Origin of the sequence: Actinoallomurus soli (assembly GCF_024055715.1) — a bacterium.
GTDB lineage: Bacteria > Actinomycetota > Actinomycetes > Streptosporangiales > Streptosporangiaceae > Actinoallomurus > Actinoallomurus soli.
In genome coordinates this window covers 55830-75073 of sequence record NZ_JAMXMV010000026.1, presented here as the reverse complement: position 1 = coordinate 75073, position 19244 = coordinate 55830, and the positions used below count along the sequence as shown (strand labels likewise).

Sequence of the window (19244 nt, the reverse complement as noted above, 5' to 3'; positions counted from 1 at the left end):
TGGTCCACCATTTTCGAGTGGCGACGGCCTCTGCGGACCTGGTGCTTCAGGATCGCTTTAGAAGCCGCAGCGACACTCATAGCCTGAACGCACGGAGCCAAGTGGAACGTGATGACAAGTAAAACCCACGCTGCCGCCGAATTCCAGGTCGCCGTCATCGGACTTTCATGCCGCCTTCCGAAGGCCGAGAACCCAGCGGAATTGTGGCACCTGCTGCGCGAAGAGCGAGATGCCATAACCGAGACCCCGGCCGACCGCTGGGACCCGGACGCCCTGTACGACAGGGACCTGGCGGCGCCCGGCAAGACCAACACCCGTCACGGCGGGTACCTCGACCATGTCGGCGAGTTCGACGCCGGGTTCTTCGGCATCAGCCCGCGCGAGGCCGCGGCGATGGACCCGCAGCAACGGCTGATGCTGGAGCTGTCGTGGGAGGCGCTGGAGAACGGCAGGATCGTTCCAGCCGACATCCGAGGGACCTCGGCCGGCATCTTCGCGGGAGTCATCGCCGATGACTACGCGGCGCTCGCCCGGGAGGGGGGCGTCGAATCCGTCTCGCGCCACACCATGACGGGGCTGCACCGCAGCATGGTCGCCAACAGGGTCTCGTATGTCCTCGGCCTGCGCGGCCCGAGCCTGACGGTCGACACCGGCCAGTCCTCCTCTCTTGTCGCCGTTCACCTGGCCGTGGAAAGCCTCCGGCGCGCCGAGTGCTCTCTTGCCGTGGCGGCCGGGGTGAACCTCATCCTGAGTCCGCTCTCCACCATCACCGCCACCAAGTTCGGTGCCCTTTCACCGGATGGCCGGTGCTACACGTTCGACGCTCGGGCCAACGGCTACGTGCGCGGCGAGGGCGGAGCCGCGGTCGTGCTCAAGCCGCTGGACACCGCGCTCGCGGACGGCGACCGGATCTACTGCGTGATCCGCGGCAGCGCGATGAACAACGACGGGGCCGGTGCCTCGCTCACGATTCCGGACGTCGAGGCACAGCGCCAGGTGCTGCGGCTGGCACGCGAGCAGGCCCGCCTGAAGGCCGCGGACGTCCAGTACGTCGAGCTGCACGGCACGGGTACCCGTCAAGGCGACCCTGTCGAGGCGGCGGCACTCGGCGCGGAACTCGGCATCCGCCGCCCGCCGGAGAATCCGCTGCACGTCGGATCGGTGAAGACGAACATCGGTCACCTGGAGGGAGCTGCGGGCATCGCCGGGCTGCTCAAGGTGGCGCTGAGCATCCACCACCGCGAGCTGCCCGCGAGCCTGAACTTCGAGACCCCGAATCCCGCCATCGACCTCGATGCGCTCCAGCTGACGGTGCAGTCGTCCACTGGCCCCTGGCCGTGTCCGGACGCGCCGCTCATCGCCGGGATCAGCTCCTTCGGCATGGGCGGCTCGAACTGTCATGTCGTTCTCGCCGAACCCCCGCCGCCCGCGCCGGCCGACCGCGTCCTCCAGGGGACGCCCAGCCCGCGGCCCCTGCCCTGGATCATCTCCGGACGCGATCCAGCCGCCGTCCGCGGCCAGGCGGCACGCCTGCTGGCCTGGCTGCGCGAGGAGCCATCGGCGTCCGCTGCCGATGTCGGGCTTTCGCTGGCGACGACCAGGACCACGTTCGGTCATCGAACAGTGATCGTGGGCGACGGGCCCGAGGAGTTGCTCGCCGGGCTGGGCGCGCTGGCCGAGGGCGGCCCCTGGCCGGGCACCGCGACCGGCAGCGGCCCGGCCGGGGCGATGGCCTTCATGTTCTCCGGCCAAGGCGGCCAGCGACCGGGAATGGGGCGCGACCTCTACGAGAGCGATCCCGTGTTCGCCTCGGCCCTGGACGAGGCCTGCGCCGCCCTCGACCCGCAGCTTGACGTTCCGCTGAAATCGGTCATGTTCGCCGAGCCCGGTACACCGCTCGCCTCCAGCCTCGGCCAGACCTGCTACACCCAGCCGGCTCTCTTCGCGCTCGAGGTCGCGCTCTACCGGGCGGTGACCCGGTACGGGCTGCGCCCCGACTATCTCATCGGTCATTCGGTCGGCGAGCTGGCGGCGGCTCATGTGGCGGGGATCTTGACCTTGGCCGACGCGGCCGCCCTGGTCACCGCGCGCGGGAGGCTGATGCAGCAGCTTCCCCCGGGTGGCGCGATGATCGCGATCCAGGCCACCGAGGACGAGGTGGCACCGCTCGTCCTGGCCGAGCCCACGGTGGACATCGCGGCCCTGAACGGCCCCACGTCCATCGTGATCGCGGGCGATGAGGACGCCGTGGCACGGGTGGCCGATGTCTTCCGTGACCAGGGCCGCCGCACGTCCCGCCTCCAGGTGAGCCACGCGTTCCACTCGGTCCGGATGGATCCCATGCTCGGCGAGTTCGCCGAGGTGGCGCGTGCCCTCTCCTACCAGGCGCCGCGCATCCCCATCGTCTCGAACGTCACCGGCGTCGTGGCCGGGGCCGCCGAGCTTGCCAGTGCCGACTACTGGGTACGCCACGCCCGGCAGCCTGTGCGTTTCGCCGCCGGAGTCCACCATCTCGACGAAGCCGGCGTCACCGTCTTCGCCGAGATGGGACCGGACGCGATCCTGTCCGCCCTTGGCCGTGAGTGCATCACCGATCGGGCCGGGCGCTTGTTCGCGCCGGCGTTGCGGCGGGGCGAGCCTGAGCGGCGGACCATGGCCATGCTGCTGGCGCACGCGGTCGCCTCCGGGGTGCCCGTCGATCGGCGCGAGCTGTTCCCGGTGGATGCACGCGTGACCGACCTGCCGACCTATGCATTCCAGCGGCAACAGCACTGGCTGGGCGCGCAGGCCCGGGGGTGGCGGCCGGTGACCGAGGCACCGGTGGTGGCCGAGGCCCCGACGGCGGACGGGCAGCGGGAGGCGGCCCCGCCCACAGGCCCGGTCAGGGACCTGGCCGCCGACCCCGCCGCGCTTCTCGAACTGGTGCGGACGACCGTCGCGATCATCCTGGGGCATCGCACCGCGAGCGCGGTGGACATGACGCTGCCGTTCCGCGACCTGGGGCTGGACTCGCTGGGGGCCGTGGAACTGCGCGACCGGATCAGCGCCGCGACGGGCTTGCGGCTGCCGGACACCATCGTGTTCAGCTGCCCAACGCCCCAGGCCCTGGCCGAGCGCCTAGGAGCCGAGCTCGGTCCCCGCGGGGACACTGGCGAGGAGTCCTCCGTGGCGCTCACGCGGAACGACGAGCCGGTCGCGATCATCGGGATGGCCTGCCGGTTCCCTGGAGAGGTCGGCTCACCGGAGTCCCTGTGGGAATTGCTGGTCGCGGAGGGCGATGCCATCGGTGACTTCCCCGACGATCGGGGGTGGGACCTGGAGGCATTGCTCGGCACGTTGACGAGCGAGTCCGGAGCCGTCTACGGGGGGGCCGGCGGCTTCCTGTCCGATGCCGACAAGTTCGACGCGGCCTTCTTCGGCATCGGCCCGCGCGAGGCGGCCGCGATGGACCCTCAGCAGCGGCTGACGCTCGAGGTGGCGTGGGAGGCATTCGAACGCGCCCGGATCGACCCGTCCACGCTGGCGGCCACCCGGACCGGCGTGTTCATCGGCGCGACGGCCCAGGACTACGGTCCCCGGTTGCACGAGGCCGCAGGCCGGCACGAGGGCTACCTCCTGACGGGGAGCACCCCCAGTATCGTGTCCGGCCGCCTGGCCTACACGCTCGGCCTGGAGGGGCCCGCCGTCACGGTGGACACTGCGTGCTCGTCATCCCTGGTGGCGCTGCACCTCGCGGTGCAGGCGCTGGGCCGGGGAGAATGCGCGATGGCGCTGGCAGGGGGCGTCACTGTCATGGCGTCGCCCGGGATGTTCGTCGAGTTCAGCCGGCAGAGGGGCCTGGCCGCCGACGGCCGCTGCAAGCCCTTCTCAGCCGCCGCGGATGGCACGAGCTGGGCGGAGGGGGCCGGGGCGCTGGTGCTCGAGCGGCTCTCCGACGCGCAGCGTCACGGGCATCGCGTCCTTGCCCTGATCCGCGGCTCAGCGATCAACCAGGACGGCGCGAGCAACGGCTTGACCGCTCCCAGCGGGCCCGCGCAGCGGCGGGTCATCCAGCAGGCCCTGGACGTCGCCGGCCTGCGGGCCGACCAGGTCGACGCGGTCGAGGCACACGGCACGGGCACCACGCTCGGCGATCCCATCGAGGCCGAGGCGCTGCTGGCCACCTACGGCCGACGGCCGTCCGACCGCCCGCTGCTGCTCGGGTCGGTCAAGTCGAACATCGGGCATGCCCAGGCCGCGGCCGGAGTCGCGGGAATCATCAAGATGGTCATGGCCATGGAGCACGGTGAGCTTCCCGCCACCCTCCATGCCGACGAACCATCACCGCGCATCGACTGGTCGTCCGGGGCCCTGGTCCTGGTGACCGCGTCCCGGCCATGGCCGCGCGATGGTCACCCTCGCCGGGCCGGCATCTCATCGTTCGGCATCAGCGGCACCAACGCGCACGTGATCCTGGAGGAGGCGCCCCCGGTCACGGCAGGCGCACCGGACGAGGCCAAGGCGGATCACGCGCCGCCCCCGGCCGTCCCGTGGGTCATCTCCGCTCGCGATGAGGGCGCGCTACGGGCGCAGGCCGACCGGTTGCGCGTCCACCTGGCCGCGCACCCGGACCTGGACACCGCCGGCATCGCCCGGTCACTGGCCACAACGCGGGCACCGTTCGAGCACCGGGCGGTCATCATCGGGCCGGACAAGGCGACGCTGGTGGCAGGACTCGACCAGCTGGCGCGGGGACAGGACACCGCGGCCGTGGTGCGAACGACCGCCGGCCAGGGCGCGGCCGCGCTCCTGTTCGCCGGGCAGGGCACTCAGCGGCCAGGCATGGGGCACGGCCTCTATCAGGCGGAGCCGGTCTTCGCGGCCGCGATCGATGAGATCAGCGGGCACTTCGGCCAGTACCTCGACCGCCCCCTGCGGGACGTGATGTTCGCGGCCGAGCACTCCCCCGACTCCGTGCTGCTCGGTCAGACCGGGTACACGCAGCCTGCTTTGTTCACGCTGGAGGTGGCGCTGGCACGCCTGCTGGCGTACTACGGGATGACGTTCGACTACCTCGGCGGTCATTCGGTCGGCGAGCTGGCCGCCGCCCACGTGGCGGGCGTCCTGACGCTCGCGGACGCATGCGCCCTCGTGGCCGCACGCGGACGGCTCATGCAGGCGGCACCGGCCGGTGGGGCCATGATCGCTGTTCAGGCCTCCGAGGAGGAGATCAGGGCCACCCTGGCCGGGCATGAAGAGACAGTGAGCCTGGCCGCCGTCAACGGCCCTAGGTCCGTCGTCATCGCGGGGGATGCGGTCGCCGCCGCGAGGCTGGCCGCGCAGTGGACCGCGCGCGGGCGCAAGACGCGGCGGCTCAGCGTCAGCCACGCCTTCCACTCGCCGCACATGGCCGTGATCCTCGACGAGTTCAGGCAGGTCGCCGCCGGGCTGAGCTACTCGGCGCCAGCCCGGCCGGTCATCTCCAACCTCACCGGTGAACCCGCCGATCCCGCTCAGATGTGCACGCCGGAATACTGGACGCGGCACATCCGGGAAACCGTGCGCTTCCATGACGGCATCCGCTGGCTGGCCGCCCATGACGTGACCACGTACGTGGAGGCCGGCCCGGATGCCACCCTGACCGCGGCCGTCCGGGTCAGCCTCGACGATTCACCCGGACCCGTCCAGGCCGTGGCCGCCTTGCGTCCGGGGCTGCCCGACTTCACCGCCGTGCTCACGGCACTGGCGTCCGTGAACCGGCGCGGCGTGCGGACGAGGTGGGAGCGGCTGTGCCCGGACGCGGCCTCCGTGGAACTGCCGACCTATCCCTTCCAGCGAAGGCGCTACTGGCTGGCGCCGCCCACGGGAGGCGGCCTGCGGGCGGCCGGCCTGGCGAGCGCACGGCACCCGATGATGGCCTCGGTGACGGGTCTCGCCTCGGATGAGGGAATGCTGCTGACCGGAACCGCCTCCATGGCGGCCTTCCCGTGGGTGACCGACCACCGCATAGCCGGGACCGTGCCGATGCCCGCCACCGCGTTCTTGGAGCTCGCCATCAACGCGGCCGGCCACGCGGGACTAGGGCACATCGAAGAGATGACGCTCGAGGCACCGCTGCTGCTGCCGTCACAGGCAACGGTCCATCTTCAGGTCCGGCTGGGCCGGCCGGACGAGGCACAGCGTGCGACGGTCGCCGTCTACTCCCGGCCCGCGGGATCCGACGCTCCTGACGAGCAGCGGTGGACGAGACACGCCAGTGGCGTGCTGACGGCGAACGCAGCCGCACCGCCCGCCGCGGACGCCGGTGACCGGCCGCCATCCGGCGCCGAGGCCATCGCGGTGGACGACCTGTACTCCCGGCTGGCGGCGAAGGGCTACCAGTACGGTCCGTCCTTCAGGTCCGTACGGGCGGCGTGGGCCGGATCAGGCCGCCTCTGGGCCGAGATCGCGCTGTCCCCGGAGGCCCATGACGAGGCGGCTGAGTTCGGCCTGCACCCGGCGCTCCTCGACGCGGCCCTGCACGTCCTCCTGCCAGAGCTACCGGCTCAGCCGGGCCACGTCAACCTGCCCTTCTCGCTATCGGGCGTCTCGCTCTACGCATCCGGTGCCACCGCCGTGCGGGCAGTCGGCACCCGCCTGGCCGCCGACACGTTCCGCCTCGACCTGTTCGATGGAACCGGCGCGCCCGTGGCCGCCATCGAGAAGATCGTGTTCCGCCCGGCCGCCGAGGACGTGCTGGCCGGCGCCGATCCGGCCGCTCAGTCCGGTGGGCGGCTGTATGCCGTGGACTGGAAGCCGACGACGGCCGCCGCCGCTACGGCCAGGGAATGGGTCATGGTCGGCTCCCCTGTCGCGGGGCTCTCGGCCGCGGTGTACCCGGACCTGCCGGCACTGGCCGCGACGCTCGGTGCCGACAGGCCGGCGCCCGACGTGGCGGTGGTGGCGCCGGCACCGCGCGACGCCGAACCCCTTACGGACGCGTACGCGATCGCCGAGCGCACGCTCGCGCTGGTGCAGGAATGGCTGGCGGACGAACGGTTCGCCTCCTCACGGCTGATCATCGTCACGCGCGCCGGCTCGGGACGGCCACCGGCGGACACGCCGGGCACGCTCGCCCACGCCCCCTTGTGGGGCCTGGTCCGCAGTGCCCAGGCCGAGCATCCGGACAGGTTCGTCCTCATCGACATCGACGACGAATCCTCGCTCAGCGCCCTGCCGGCCGCGATCGCCACGGGTGAGCCACAGGTCGGGGTCCGCGATGGCCGGCTCTCCGTCCCGCGCCTCGTGCCCCTCAGACCACCACCGGGCTTGGATGACGCGGCGTTCGCCCCGGACATCACCGTGCTCATCACCGGTGGCACCGGAGCACTCGGTGGCCTTGTCGCCCGGCACCTCGTCAGCCGGCACGGCGTACGGCGCCTGGTGCTGGCCAGCCGACGCGGCCCCGCCGCCGCCGACGCCACGGCGCTGCGGGCGGAGATGACGCGGCTCGGCGCCGAAGTGACGATCGCGGCCACCGACGTCGCCGACCGCCGCGCCCTCGCCGACCTGGTCTCCACCATCCCCGCGAGCCGGCCGCTCGCCATCGTCCACCTGGCAGGCGGACTCGACGACGCCACCATTCCTTCGCTCACCCCGGATCACCTGGCCACCGTGTTCGGCGCGAAGGTCGACGCCGCATGGCACCTGCACGAGCTGACCCGTGACCGGCCGGTACGCTCCTTCATCCTGTTCTCCTCCATCACGGGGATAACCGGCGGCGCCGGCCAGGCGAACTACGCGGCGGCCAACTCGTTCCTCGACGCGCTCGCCTGTCACAGGCGGGCGCAGGGCCTCCCCGGCGTGTCGCTCGCGTGGAGCCTGTGGGATACCGGAGGCGGCATGTCCGGCGGGCTGAGCCCGGCGGACAAGGCCAGATGGTCCCGCTCCGGCTATGTCCCGCTGCGGGAAGACAACGCCGTCCGTCTTCTGGACGCCGCGCTGGCCACGGACGAAGCCATCGTGGTGCCGGCCGGGTTCCAGCCGGCCATCATGGAGACACGGGCCGCCACGGGCGGCCTGCCCGCCGTCTTGCAGGGCCTGTTCCGGGCACCGCGGCGCCGGGCGGGCGCGCCATCCTCGCCGGGCGGCTCTTCCTGGGTGCAGGAGATCAGCGCGTTGCCGTCCGAGGAGCGCCTGGCCGCCGCGGAGGCTCTGGTGCGCGCCTCGGTGGAGGTGGCGCTGGGTCATGCCGCGGGAAGCGCCATCGACATGTCCCGCGCGTTCCGGGACCTCGGTTTCGATTCACTGGCCGGGGTGGAGTTCCGCAACAGGCTGGTGGCGACCACCGGGCTGCGAGTGCCCACGACGGTCATCTTCGACTACCCGACGCCCGCCGCCGTCGCCCGCATGCTGCTCAGCCATGGCCCCGCCACCGCGCCCCCCGAGGAGGCCGACGCCGCCGTGGCGGTGTCCGCGGACCACGATCCGATCGCGATCGTGAGCATGGCCTGCCGATACCCCGGAGGCGTCCAGACCCCCGAGGACCTGTGGCAGCTGGTGGCCACGGCCACAGATGCCATCGGTGAGTTTCCCACCACCCGCGGCTGGCCGATCGATGACCTCTACGATCCCGATCCCGGCCGAGCCGGCAAGTCCACGGTGAAGTCGGGCGGCTTCCTGTACGACGCGGACATGTTCGATCCCGAGTTCTTCGGCCTCAGCCCACGCGAGGCAATGGCCGCCGACCCACAGCACCGGCTGCTGCTGGAGGTGGCCTGGGAGGCGTTCGAGCGGGCCGGCATCGATCCGTCGGGCATGCGGGGCAGCCGGACCGGTGTCTTCGCCGGCGTCATGTACAACGACTACGGCCCCCGTCTGAGCGCTGTGCCGGCCGGCTTCGAAGGGCATGTTCTCACCGGAACGATCCCGAGCGTGGCGTCGGGGCGGGTCGCCTACACCTACGGCCTGGAGGGGCCGGCGATCACCATCGACACGGCCTGCTCTTCGTCACTGGTGGCCATGCACCTGGCCGGCCAGGCGTTGCGTAACGGCGAATGCTCGATGGCGCTGGCGGGCGGGGTCACGGTCATGTCCACGCCGACCACCTTCATCGAGTTCAGCCGCCAGCGCGGCCTGTCTCCTGACGGCCGCTGCAAGTCGTTCTCGGCGAGCGCGGACGGCACCGGCTGGGGAGAAGGAGCGGGCCTGCTGCTGCTGGAAAGGCTCTCCGAGGCGCGCCGGCGACAGCACCCCGTACTCGGCATCATCCGCGGGTCAGCGGTGAACCAGGATGGTGCCAGCAACGGGCTGACGGCGCCGAACGGCCCGTCGCAGGAACGGGTCATCCGCCAGGCACTGGCGGATGCCAGGCTCTCGCCCCAGGACGTGGACGTCGTCGAGGCGCATGGCACCGGCACCGTCCTCGGCGACCCGATCGAAGCCCACGCGCTCCTGGCCACCTACGGGCGCGATCGCGACAAGCCGCTGTGGCTGGGATCCATCAAGTCCAACATCGGGCACACACAGGCCGCGGCGGGCGCCGCCGGCGTCATCAAGATGATCATGGCGATGACGCATCAGCTCATGCCCAGGACCCTGCACGTCACCGAGCCGTCGCCCCGCATCGACTGGGAGGCCGGCGCCGTACGGCTCCTCACCGATGAGCAATCGTGGCCGGCCGGCGAGCGGCCACGTCGCGCAGCCGTCTCCTCGTTCGGCATCAGCGGAACGAACGCACACGTCATCCTGGAGGAGCCACCGGCCGATGGCACACTGCCGGACGCACCGTCGCGCCCGCACCCCGGCGGCAGCGCGTCCGGGCCGGACGCGCAGCCGCTGCTCCTGTCGGCCAGGACGCAAGACGCCCTGCGAGCGCAGGCGGGCCGGCTGGCGGCCTTCCTGACCGACGACGACAGGTCCCCCCTACCCGACATCGCATGGACCCTCGCCACCGGACGGCAGGACTTCCGGGAGCGAGCCGTCATCGTGATCCGGGACCGCGACGAGGCCGTCAGTGCCCTGTCCGAGCTCGCCGAGGGCGAACGTCCCGCGGCCCTGTCCCTTGGCACCGCTACCGGACGGCCGTCCACGGTCTTCGTCTTCCCCGGCCATGGCGCGCAGTGGCCGGGGATGGGCCTGGACCTGCTGAAGTCGGCCCCGGTCTTCGCCGAACAGCTGGATCGGTGCGGGCGGGCACTGGCCGAGTTCGTGGACTGGTCGCTGCCGGCCGTGCTGGCCGGCGGGTCTTCCGTTCTCGACCGGGTCGACGTGGTTCAACCCGCTCTGTGGGCCGTCATGGTCTCCCTGGCTGAACTGTGGCGATCGGCGGGCGTCGTCCCGGATGCGGTGGTCGGCCACTCGCTAGGGGAGATCGCGGCCGCCCATGTCGCCGGGGCGCTGTCCCTGCGGGACGCGGCCCGGCTCGTCGCCTTCCGCGGCCGCGCCCTCGCGAAGCTCGCCGGCACCGGCAAGATGGCGGCGGTGGCCCTGCCGACGCGGGAGGTGTCCCGCCTCATTCAGCCGTGGACGGGGGAACTGTCCATCGCGGCCGTCAACAGCCCCCGATCCACCGTCGTCGCCGGGAGCGCCCGTGCCATCGAGGCGATGCTCACCCACTGCGAGGCAGCCGGGGTCAGGGCACGTCGCGTGCGCATCGACTACGCGTCGCATACCGACCACATGCTCCCGCTGGAGAACGAGCTGCTGTCCGGGCTGGGCTCGGTCGCTCCCCTGGACGGGCAGGTACCGATCTTCTCCACGGTCACCGCCGATCGAATCGACGGCAGCCGGCTGGACGCGCGCCACTGGTTCAGGAATCTCCGGCAGGCCGTGCGGTTCGATGAGACCGTCCGGTCCCTGCTCTCCGCCGGCAACCGGCTGTTCATCGAGGTGAGCCCTCATCCCGTGTTGGTACCGGATCTGGAGCAGTCGTTCGAGGACGCAGGCGCCCAGGGCGCCGTCGCGATCCCCTCGCTCCGCCGGGATCATGGTGGTCTCGGACACTTCCTGGCGTCCGTGGCCGAGGCGCACACGCGCGGAGCGACAGTCGCCTGGGAGACCCTGATGTCCTCCGGGCGCACGGTCATCCTGCCGACCTATCCCTTCGAGCGGACTCGCCTGTGGCTTGCGGGGCACGGCGTCGGCGCCGACCCGGCCAACGGCGACCCGCTTGCCGAGGCGCACCCGATGATCGCCGACGCGACCACTCTGGCCGACCGGGACACGACCATACTGACCGGCCGGCTGTCGCTGCGCGCGCACCCGTGGCTGGCCGACCACACGGTCGACAACACCGTCCTGCTCCCGGGCACCGCCTTCGCCAGTCTGGCCATCCGGGCGGGCCACCGCGCCGGGCTCGGCCGGCTCGACGAGCTGACGCTGGAGGCACCACTGGTGCTGCCAGAGCACGGTTCCGTCCGGTTCCAGGTCATCCTTGACGGCCCCGACCAGGATGGACGGCGAGCCGTCACCATATTCTCCGCCCCTGAGGGCACCGCATCCGCCGCCCCTGAGGGCAGCGCGGAGCCGGCCGGGCCGACATGGGTCCGGCACGCGTCCGGGACGCTCGGCTCCGCCGACGAGGCCCCCGCGGAAAGCCGGACGGCCTGGCCGCCCGCCGGCGCCACCGCCGTCGATCTGGACCGCGCGTACGACTCGCTCGCCGGCGCGGGCCTGGAGTACGGTCCCGCTTTCCAGGGACTGCAGGCCCTGTGGCGGCTCGACGGTGACATGTACGCCGAGGTGGCGTTGCCGGACTCGATCGTCCCGGATGGCTTCGGGTTGCATCCGGCGCTGCTGGACGCCGCGCTGCACCCGCTGGCGCTCGACCACATCGTCGCCGGCGAGCCGGGCACCGTGCCGCTTCCCTTCTCCTGGACGGGCGTGCGGCTGCACGCCTTGGACGCCTCCTTCCTGCGCATCCGCCTATCGCCTGGCCCTGCGGGCGCCTACCAGCTCACGGGATACGATGCCGATGGCTCCCCGGTCATCTCAGCCGACTCCATCACGCTGCGCCCCGTCGCCCCGGACCGGCTGAGGCCGACCGGCAGCCCACGGGAACAGGCACTCTTCGGAGTCTCCTGGCATGCCGCCCCGCCTGCCGGCCGCGGGGAGAACCCGTCGTGGGCCGTCCTGGACCCCCGTGGCCTCGGCCTTCCGGCGCCCCTGGGAACCCGGGAGAGCCTGACGGGGATCCGAGCCGCGGCCGCTCCTGACGGCGGGATGCCTCCGATCGTCCTGGCGCCCGTCGCCGTCCCGGGGAACGACGACCGTGGAGCGGCCGCGCTGAACCTCACGGAAGGGTTGCTCCACCTCGTCCAGGAGTGGGTGGCCGACGACCTGCTCGCCGCTACCCGGCTCGTGGTGGTCACGCGCCGGGCGATGGCCGCCGGCGAGGGTGAGGCGGGCGACCCGGCCGCCGCGGCCGCCTGGGGGCTGATCCGGGCGGCCCAGGCAGAGCATCCGGACCGGTTCGGGCTCGTCGACGTCGATGACTGGGCAACGACCGACGCGCTCATCGCCGCGGCTCTGCGCACCGGTCAACCTGAGCTGGCGATCCGCGGCCGGCAGGTGCTCCTTCCTCAACTGGACCGGGTCGCGTCCGCCCCGGAGCACGCCGCGTCACCGCTCGCGGGCGCGCCGCTGGCGGGCACGGTCCTGGTGACCGGGGCGACCGGCACACTCGGCCGGCTCGTGGCACGTCACCTGGTCCATTCCTACGGCGCGCGCCATCTGCTGCTCGTCAGCCGTCAGGGGCCGGCGGCCGAGGGCGCCGCCGAACTGGTGAGGGGCCTGACTGAGGCCGGAGCCGAGGTCGCTCTCGCCCCGTGTGACGTGGCGAACCGCGATGCGCTCGCCGACCTGCTCGCGGGCATCCCCCCGGACCGGCCGCTGACCGCGGTGATCCACACCGCCGGAATCCTTGACGACGCCACCGTGGCGGCCATGAATCCGGAACGCCTCACGGCGGTGATGCGCCCCAAGGCGACGGGCGCCTGGCTCCTGCACGACCTGACACGGGACGCCGGCCCATCGGCGTTCGTGCTCTTCTCCTCGCTGGCGGGCACCCTCGGCTCTCCCGGGCAGTCCGGCTACGGCGCGGCCAACGCCTTCCTGGACGCCCTCGCGTCGTACCGCCGGGAGGCCGGCCTGCCGGCCACGTCACTGGCCTGGGGCCTGTGGTCAGAGGCAAGCGGGATGACGGGGCACCTGAGCGACCGGGACCGGGCGCGCCTGAACCGCGCGGGCATCAAGCCGATGACGACGGAGACCGGACTCGCACTCCTCGACGCGAGCCTCGCCGCGAACCGGCCCACTGTGGTGCCGGCCGCCCTTGACATGCCCGCCCTCCGCGCCCGGGCCGCCGACGGCACCTTGCCGCCGCTGTTGGGAAGACTGGTGCCCGCCCTGAGGCGAGCCGTCCCCAGGACGGGGTCCGCTTCCGCCTCCTTCGCGGAGCGCCTGGCCCGGCTTCCCGACCAAGAGCGGGCACGAGCCGTACGGGAACTGGTCCGGGGCAGCGCCGCGAACGTGCTGGGGCATGCCGAAGCGGCGGACATTCCTGTGGACGTGCCGTTCAGTGACCTGGGCTCTGACTCCCTCACCGCCGTGGAGCTGCGCAATCAGCTGACCGCGGCAACCGGGTACCGGCTCCCGATCACCGCGATCTTCGATCATCCGACCGTGGACCGGCTCTCGGACTTCCTGCGAGCCGAGCTGGCGGACACGGCCACCGCGGGCACCGCCCCCCGGCCGACGGCGCATGTCGGCGACGATGCCATCGCCATCGTCAGCATGGCCTGCCGCTACCCCGGCGCGGCCGGCCCGGAAGACCTGTGGCAGATCGTTGCCACCGGCGCCGACACCATATCGGGCTTCCCCACCGACCGAGGCTGGGACCTGGAACGGCTGTATCACCCTGATCCAGATCACCCCGGGACGTCCTACACCCGCGAGGGAGGGTTCCTCGAGGACGCCACGCGGTTCGACCAGGAGCTGTTCGGCATCAGCGGGCGTGAGGCGGTGGCCATGGATCCGCAGCAGCGCCTGCTGCTGGAGGTCACCTGGGAGACGCTTGAGCGGGCGGGGATCGACCCCACGTCCCTGCGCAACACCCAGACCGGAGTGTTCGCAGGCGTCATGCACAACGACTACGCGTCCAAGGTCAGGGGCGCTCCCGCCGGCCTGGAGGGCTATCTCTCGATCGGCAGCACGGCGAGTGTGGCATCCGGGCGGGTCGCCTACGCGTTCGGCCTGCAGGGACCGGCCGTCACCGTGGACACCGCGTGCTCGTCTTCGCTCGTGGCCGTTCACCTCGCCGCTCAGGCGCTACGGCAGGGCGAATGCGACCTCGCCCTGGCCGGGGGCGTTACCGTCATGGCCCATCCGACCCTGTTCATCGAGTTCAGCCGTCAGCGCGGGCTGTCCCCTGACGGGCGGTGCAAGGCCTTCGCCGCGGGCGCGGACGGCACCGCCTGGTCGGAAGGCGTCGGTCTGCTGCTGCTGGAACGCCTGACCGATGCCCGCCGCAACGGGCACGAGGTGCTCGCGGTGCTGGACGGCTCCGCGGTCAACCAGGATGGCGCCAGCAACGGCCTGACCGCGCCCAACGGGCCCGCCCAGGAGCGGGTCATCCGGCAGGCGCTGGCGGCCGGCGGCCTGTCACCGGGCGACATCGACGTGGTCGAGGCGCACGGCACCGGAACGGCACTCGGGGATCCCATAGAGGCCCGGGCCATCGCGGCCACCTACGGGAAGGACCGGACCACCGGGCCCGTCCTCATCGGTTCGGTGAAGTCCAACATCGGGCACACGCAAGCGGCCGCGGGAGTCGCCGGCATCATCAAGATGGTCATGGCGATGCGGCACGGTCAGGTTCCCCGGACCTTGCACGTCGACGCGCCGTCCCCGCACATCGACTGGGAGGCCGGTCAGGTCTGCCTCGTGACCGACCCGGTGCCGTGGCCGGCGACGGGCCGCCTCCGCCGAGCCGCGGTGTCCTCGTTCGGCATCAGCGGGACCAACGCCCATGTGATCATCCGCCAGCCGACCGAGGCCAACGGCGCCCAGGCCCCCGCCGGAGAGGAACCGCCGGTCATCCCGTGGCCGCTGTCGGCGGCCGGCGAGGCGGCCCTCACCGCGCAGGCCGCCCGGCTCGCCCAGTCGGATGCCGGGCTGCGCGCGGTGGACGTGGGGTACACGCTGGCCGCCGGCCGCGCCGCCCTGAGCCGTCGCGCGGTGGCGATCGGCGCCAGTGCGGCCGACCTGAGGAAAGCGGTGACAGCACTCGGCCGAGGCGAGGCTGCACCCGGCGTCGTCCTGGGCTCGGTGGTGACCGGCGGCACGGCGTTCCTGTTCAGCGGGCAGGGCAGCCAGCATGCGGGCATGGGAAGCGAGCTCTACCGGTCCTTCTCCGCCTACGCGGCGGCCCTGGACGCCGTGTGCGAGCATCTCGACGCGCACCTCGACCGGCCGCTGCGGGATGCGATGTTCGCCGCCGAGGGCTCGCCCGAGGCCGCGCTCCTCCATCAGACCGTGTTCACCCAGGCCGCGCTGTTCGCCACGGGCACAGCGCTGTTCCGGCTGCTGGAAGACTGGGGCGTGCGCCCCGACCTGGTGGCCGGGCACTCCATCGGGGAGATCACCGCCGCCCATGTCTCCGGGGTGCTGCCCCTGGCCGACGCGTGCACGCTGGTAGCCGGGCGGGGCCGGCTCATGCAGGCGCTTCCGGCCGGAGGGGCGATGCTCGCGGTGCGGGCGTCGGAAGAGGAGGTTCTTCAGTGGACTGACGGGCTCGCCCACCGGGTAGGACTCGCCGCGGTCAATGGCGCCGCGTCGGTCGTCCTTTCCGGCGACGAGGCCTCGATCGACGAGGTGACCCACGTCATCGAGCGCGCGGGCCGCCGAGCACGGCGGTTGCAAGTCAGCCACGCCTTCCATTCGCCGCTGATGGACCCGATCCTGGACGAGTTGCGCGCGGTCGCCTCGGGCCTGACCTACCGGCGGGCTGCCGTTCCCGTCGTGTCGACCTTGACCGGAGAGCGGATCAGCGACGATGAGCTGAGCTCCCCGGACCACTGGGCCCGGCAGGCCCGGGGAACGGTGCGCTTCGGCGCCGCCGTGGCCAGGCTGGATGGCGAGCAGGTCCGCACGTACCTGGAACTCGGCCCCGGTGGCGCCTTGTCGGCCATGGCCCAGGAGGCCGTGGACCCGGCCACCGCGGGACGGGCCGAGTTCATCCCCCTCATGCGACGGGGCCGCCCCGAGGCCCGCGAAATCGTCACCGGCCTGGCCCGGGCCCACGTCCGCGGGGTCCAGGCCGACTGGTCACGCTTCTTCACCGACGCGGGCGCGCGCCGGGCCGACCTGCCCACCTATGCCTTCCAGCGCCGCCGGCACTGGCTCACTGGAGCCCCCGACCACGGAGACCTGGCCGCGATCGGCCTCGCGCCCGCGGATCATCCATTGCTCGGAGCGGATGTCACCCTAGCGGGCACGGCTACCTTGGCGTACGCGGGACAGGTCTCGACGCGCACCCACCCGTGGGTCGCCGATCACGCAGTAGGCGGCGCGGTGGTCCTGCCCGGCACCGCGATCCTGGAGCTGGCGGCCAGCGTCGGGGCCAAGGCCGCATGCGACACGATCGAGGAATTGACCCTGGAAGCACCGGTCATGCTGCCCGACCAGGGGTCCGTCACGATCCAGGTCACGCTGGATGAGCCCGACGAAGCCGGGCGGCGGCGGTTGAGCGTGTTCTCACGTGACTCCGGAACCGAACGCGAGTCGGCCTGGACGCGCAATGCCGTCGGCGTGCTCGGCTCCGGACCGCCGGAACCGTCCGAGCCTGCCGCGCCATGGCCGCAGCCGGGCGCCCAGCCGGTAGACGTGGCCGAGGCGTACGAGCGCATGTCCGAGCAGGGCCATGAGTACGGGCCGGCGTTCCAGGGCCTACGGGCGATGTGGCGAGACGGCAGTGACCTGTACGCCGAGGTGGCCCTGGCCGACGACGTGGACGGCACTGGCTTCATGGTGCATCCGGCTCTGCTCGATGCCGCCCTGCATGCCATGCTCGTCGACGCGGTCCTGCCCGGGGCCTCTCGAGCGGCTGAACTCACCGGCTCGGCCGAGGTCCCGTTCTCCTGGTCCGGTGTCCGCCTGCGGACCACCAGCGCCGGAGCGCTCCGCGTACGGCTCACCCGGACGGGGTCCGGAATCGCGCTCACCGCCACCGACGGAAACGGCACTCCGGTCCTGACGGTCGGCTCCCTGGTGACCCGGCCGACCCCGATCGGCAGGCCCGCAAGCACGGGCGCGGCCGGCGACCTGTTCGGCGTGGACTGGATGCCGGCCGCCGGCACCACGACCGCGCCCCCCACGCTGGCCGTCCTCGGCGACACCGGACTCGGTCTGGAGGCGCCTCGCCATGCGAGCCTGGCCGCCCTGCGCGCGGCGCTGTCGGAGGGGACCCCGGTCCCGGGCACGGTGGCGGTGCCGGTGTACGGGCCAGGCCATGACGGCGACGCGGATGGGGAAGGCTCCGAGCGGGATCTTCCCACTGCGGTTCGCCTGGCCACCGAGCGGGCCGCGTCCGTCATCCGGGAGTGGCTGGCGGCAGCCGAGCTCAGCACGGCCCGGCTGGCCCTGATCACCCGGGGCGCCATCGCCGCAGGGGACGAAGACGTGCCCGATCTCGCCCACGCAGCCGTCTGGGGCCTGGTACGAGCCGCCCAAGGCGAGCATCCAGGGCGCCTTCAGGTGATAGATGTCGACGGCGGCTCGTCTGCCGATGCCCTGGCCCGGGCGCTGGCCGGCGACGATCCGCAAGTAGCGGTCCGAGCCGGGCAGTGCCGGGTGCCGCGGCTGGTCCCGGTCACCGGCCCTGTCGGGCCCGCGGAACCGCCGGCCGCGTTCGGCCCTGAGGGCACCGTCCTCATCACCGGGGCCAGCGGGATGGTAGGCGGGCAGATCGCCCGGCACCTCGCCGCCGCGCATGGCGTCCGCCACTTGCTGCTGGCATCCCGAGGCGGCATGACCAGGCCGGCCGTCAGCGAACTGCTGGCGGACCTGGCGCGTGACGGTGCGCAGGCACAAGTCGTCGCCTGCGACGTCGGCGACCGGGCCGCCATCGCCGGACTGCTCGCCGGCATTCCCGCAGAGCGGCCCCTCCGGGCCATCGTCCACGCCGCCGGCGCGGTGGCCGATGGCCTGCTGGCCGACCTCACGGCAGCGGAATTCGACACGGTGCTCAGGCCGAAGGTAGACGGCGCCTGGCACCTGAGCGAACTCACCTCGGACCTGCCCATCACGGCCTTCGTGCTGCTTTCCTCAATCGCCGGCGTCGCGGGCAACCCGGGTCAGTCGAACTACGCCGCGGCGAATGGTTTCCTCGACGCCATCGCCGCCCGTCGCCGGGCCCGCGGGCAGGCCGGGCTGTCGCTCGCATGGGGCATGTGGGACGGCGCCGAGGGTATGGCGGCAGCGCTCGACGAGACACAGCGGCGGCGGATCGCCCGCCGGGGAGTCGCGCCGATGCCGGCCCAGCGGGCGCTCGAACTGTTCGACGCCGCCCTCACCGTGCCCGACCGGTCCCTCCTCGTGCCGGCCGTCCTCGACACCACCGCGCTCGGCCGGCTGAAGGACCTGCCCGCGGTCTACCGGGGCCTCGTGGCCACGAAGCAGCCCGCCGCACGGCGACATGACCACCCGGCGCGCTTCGCGCGCGCCCTGGCGGAACGGCCCCGCGAAGAGCGGGGCGCGGCGATCTTGGGCTTCGTCCAGGAGCAGATAGCCCTCGTGCTCGATCACCCGGAACCGGCGGCCATCGCCCCCGACAGGGGGCTGCTCGACCTCGGCTTCGACTCGCTGACGGCCCTGGAGTTGCGCAACAGGCTGGCAGCCGCAACGGGCATGGAGCTGCCGAACACCCTGGTATTCGACTATCCGACCGCCGCGCTCCTGACGGAGTGCCTGCAGTCCAGGCTGAGCGGCGACGCGGCCGCCACCGTGCCCCTGGCAGAGGCGCCTGCCAAGGTCCTGCGAACGCTGGAGACGGCCATCGTGGCGGCGGCCTCGCCCGATGAACGCGGGCCGCTGATCGCCGGCTTGCGCACGCTTCTGCAGCGGTACGCGCCCTCGGGAGGCGACTCGGCCGACCTCGATACGGCGACCGACGATGAGCTCTTCGACGCGCTGGACAAGGAACTGGGCAGCTGATGAGCCGCAGGCGAGGCCAGGCCGATCCAACAGGCGCACCCAAGGCCCCTTTTAGAGGGGAATCGAATAATAAA

Annotated in this window: 1 protein-coding gene; it reads left to right on the top strand. The window is 72.4% G+C overall.

The window, feature by feature from the left end:
* The first annotated feature begins 111 nt into the window (after positions 1–111).
* Entirely contained in the window at positions 112–19170 is a 19059-nt protein-coding gene (locus NDW01_RS37280; RefSeq protein WP_256514067.1) for a type I polyketide synthase, read from the top strand.
* Positions 19171–19244 lie beyond the last annotated feature (74 nt).

What these genes read in the sequence shown, in the direction of transcription:
- NDW01_RS37280 (WP_256514067.1), top strand. Translation starts at nt 112, where the DNA reads ATGACAAGTAAAACCCACGCTGCCGCCGAATTCCAGGTCGCCGTCATC.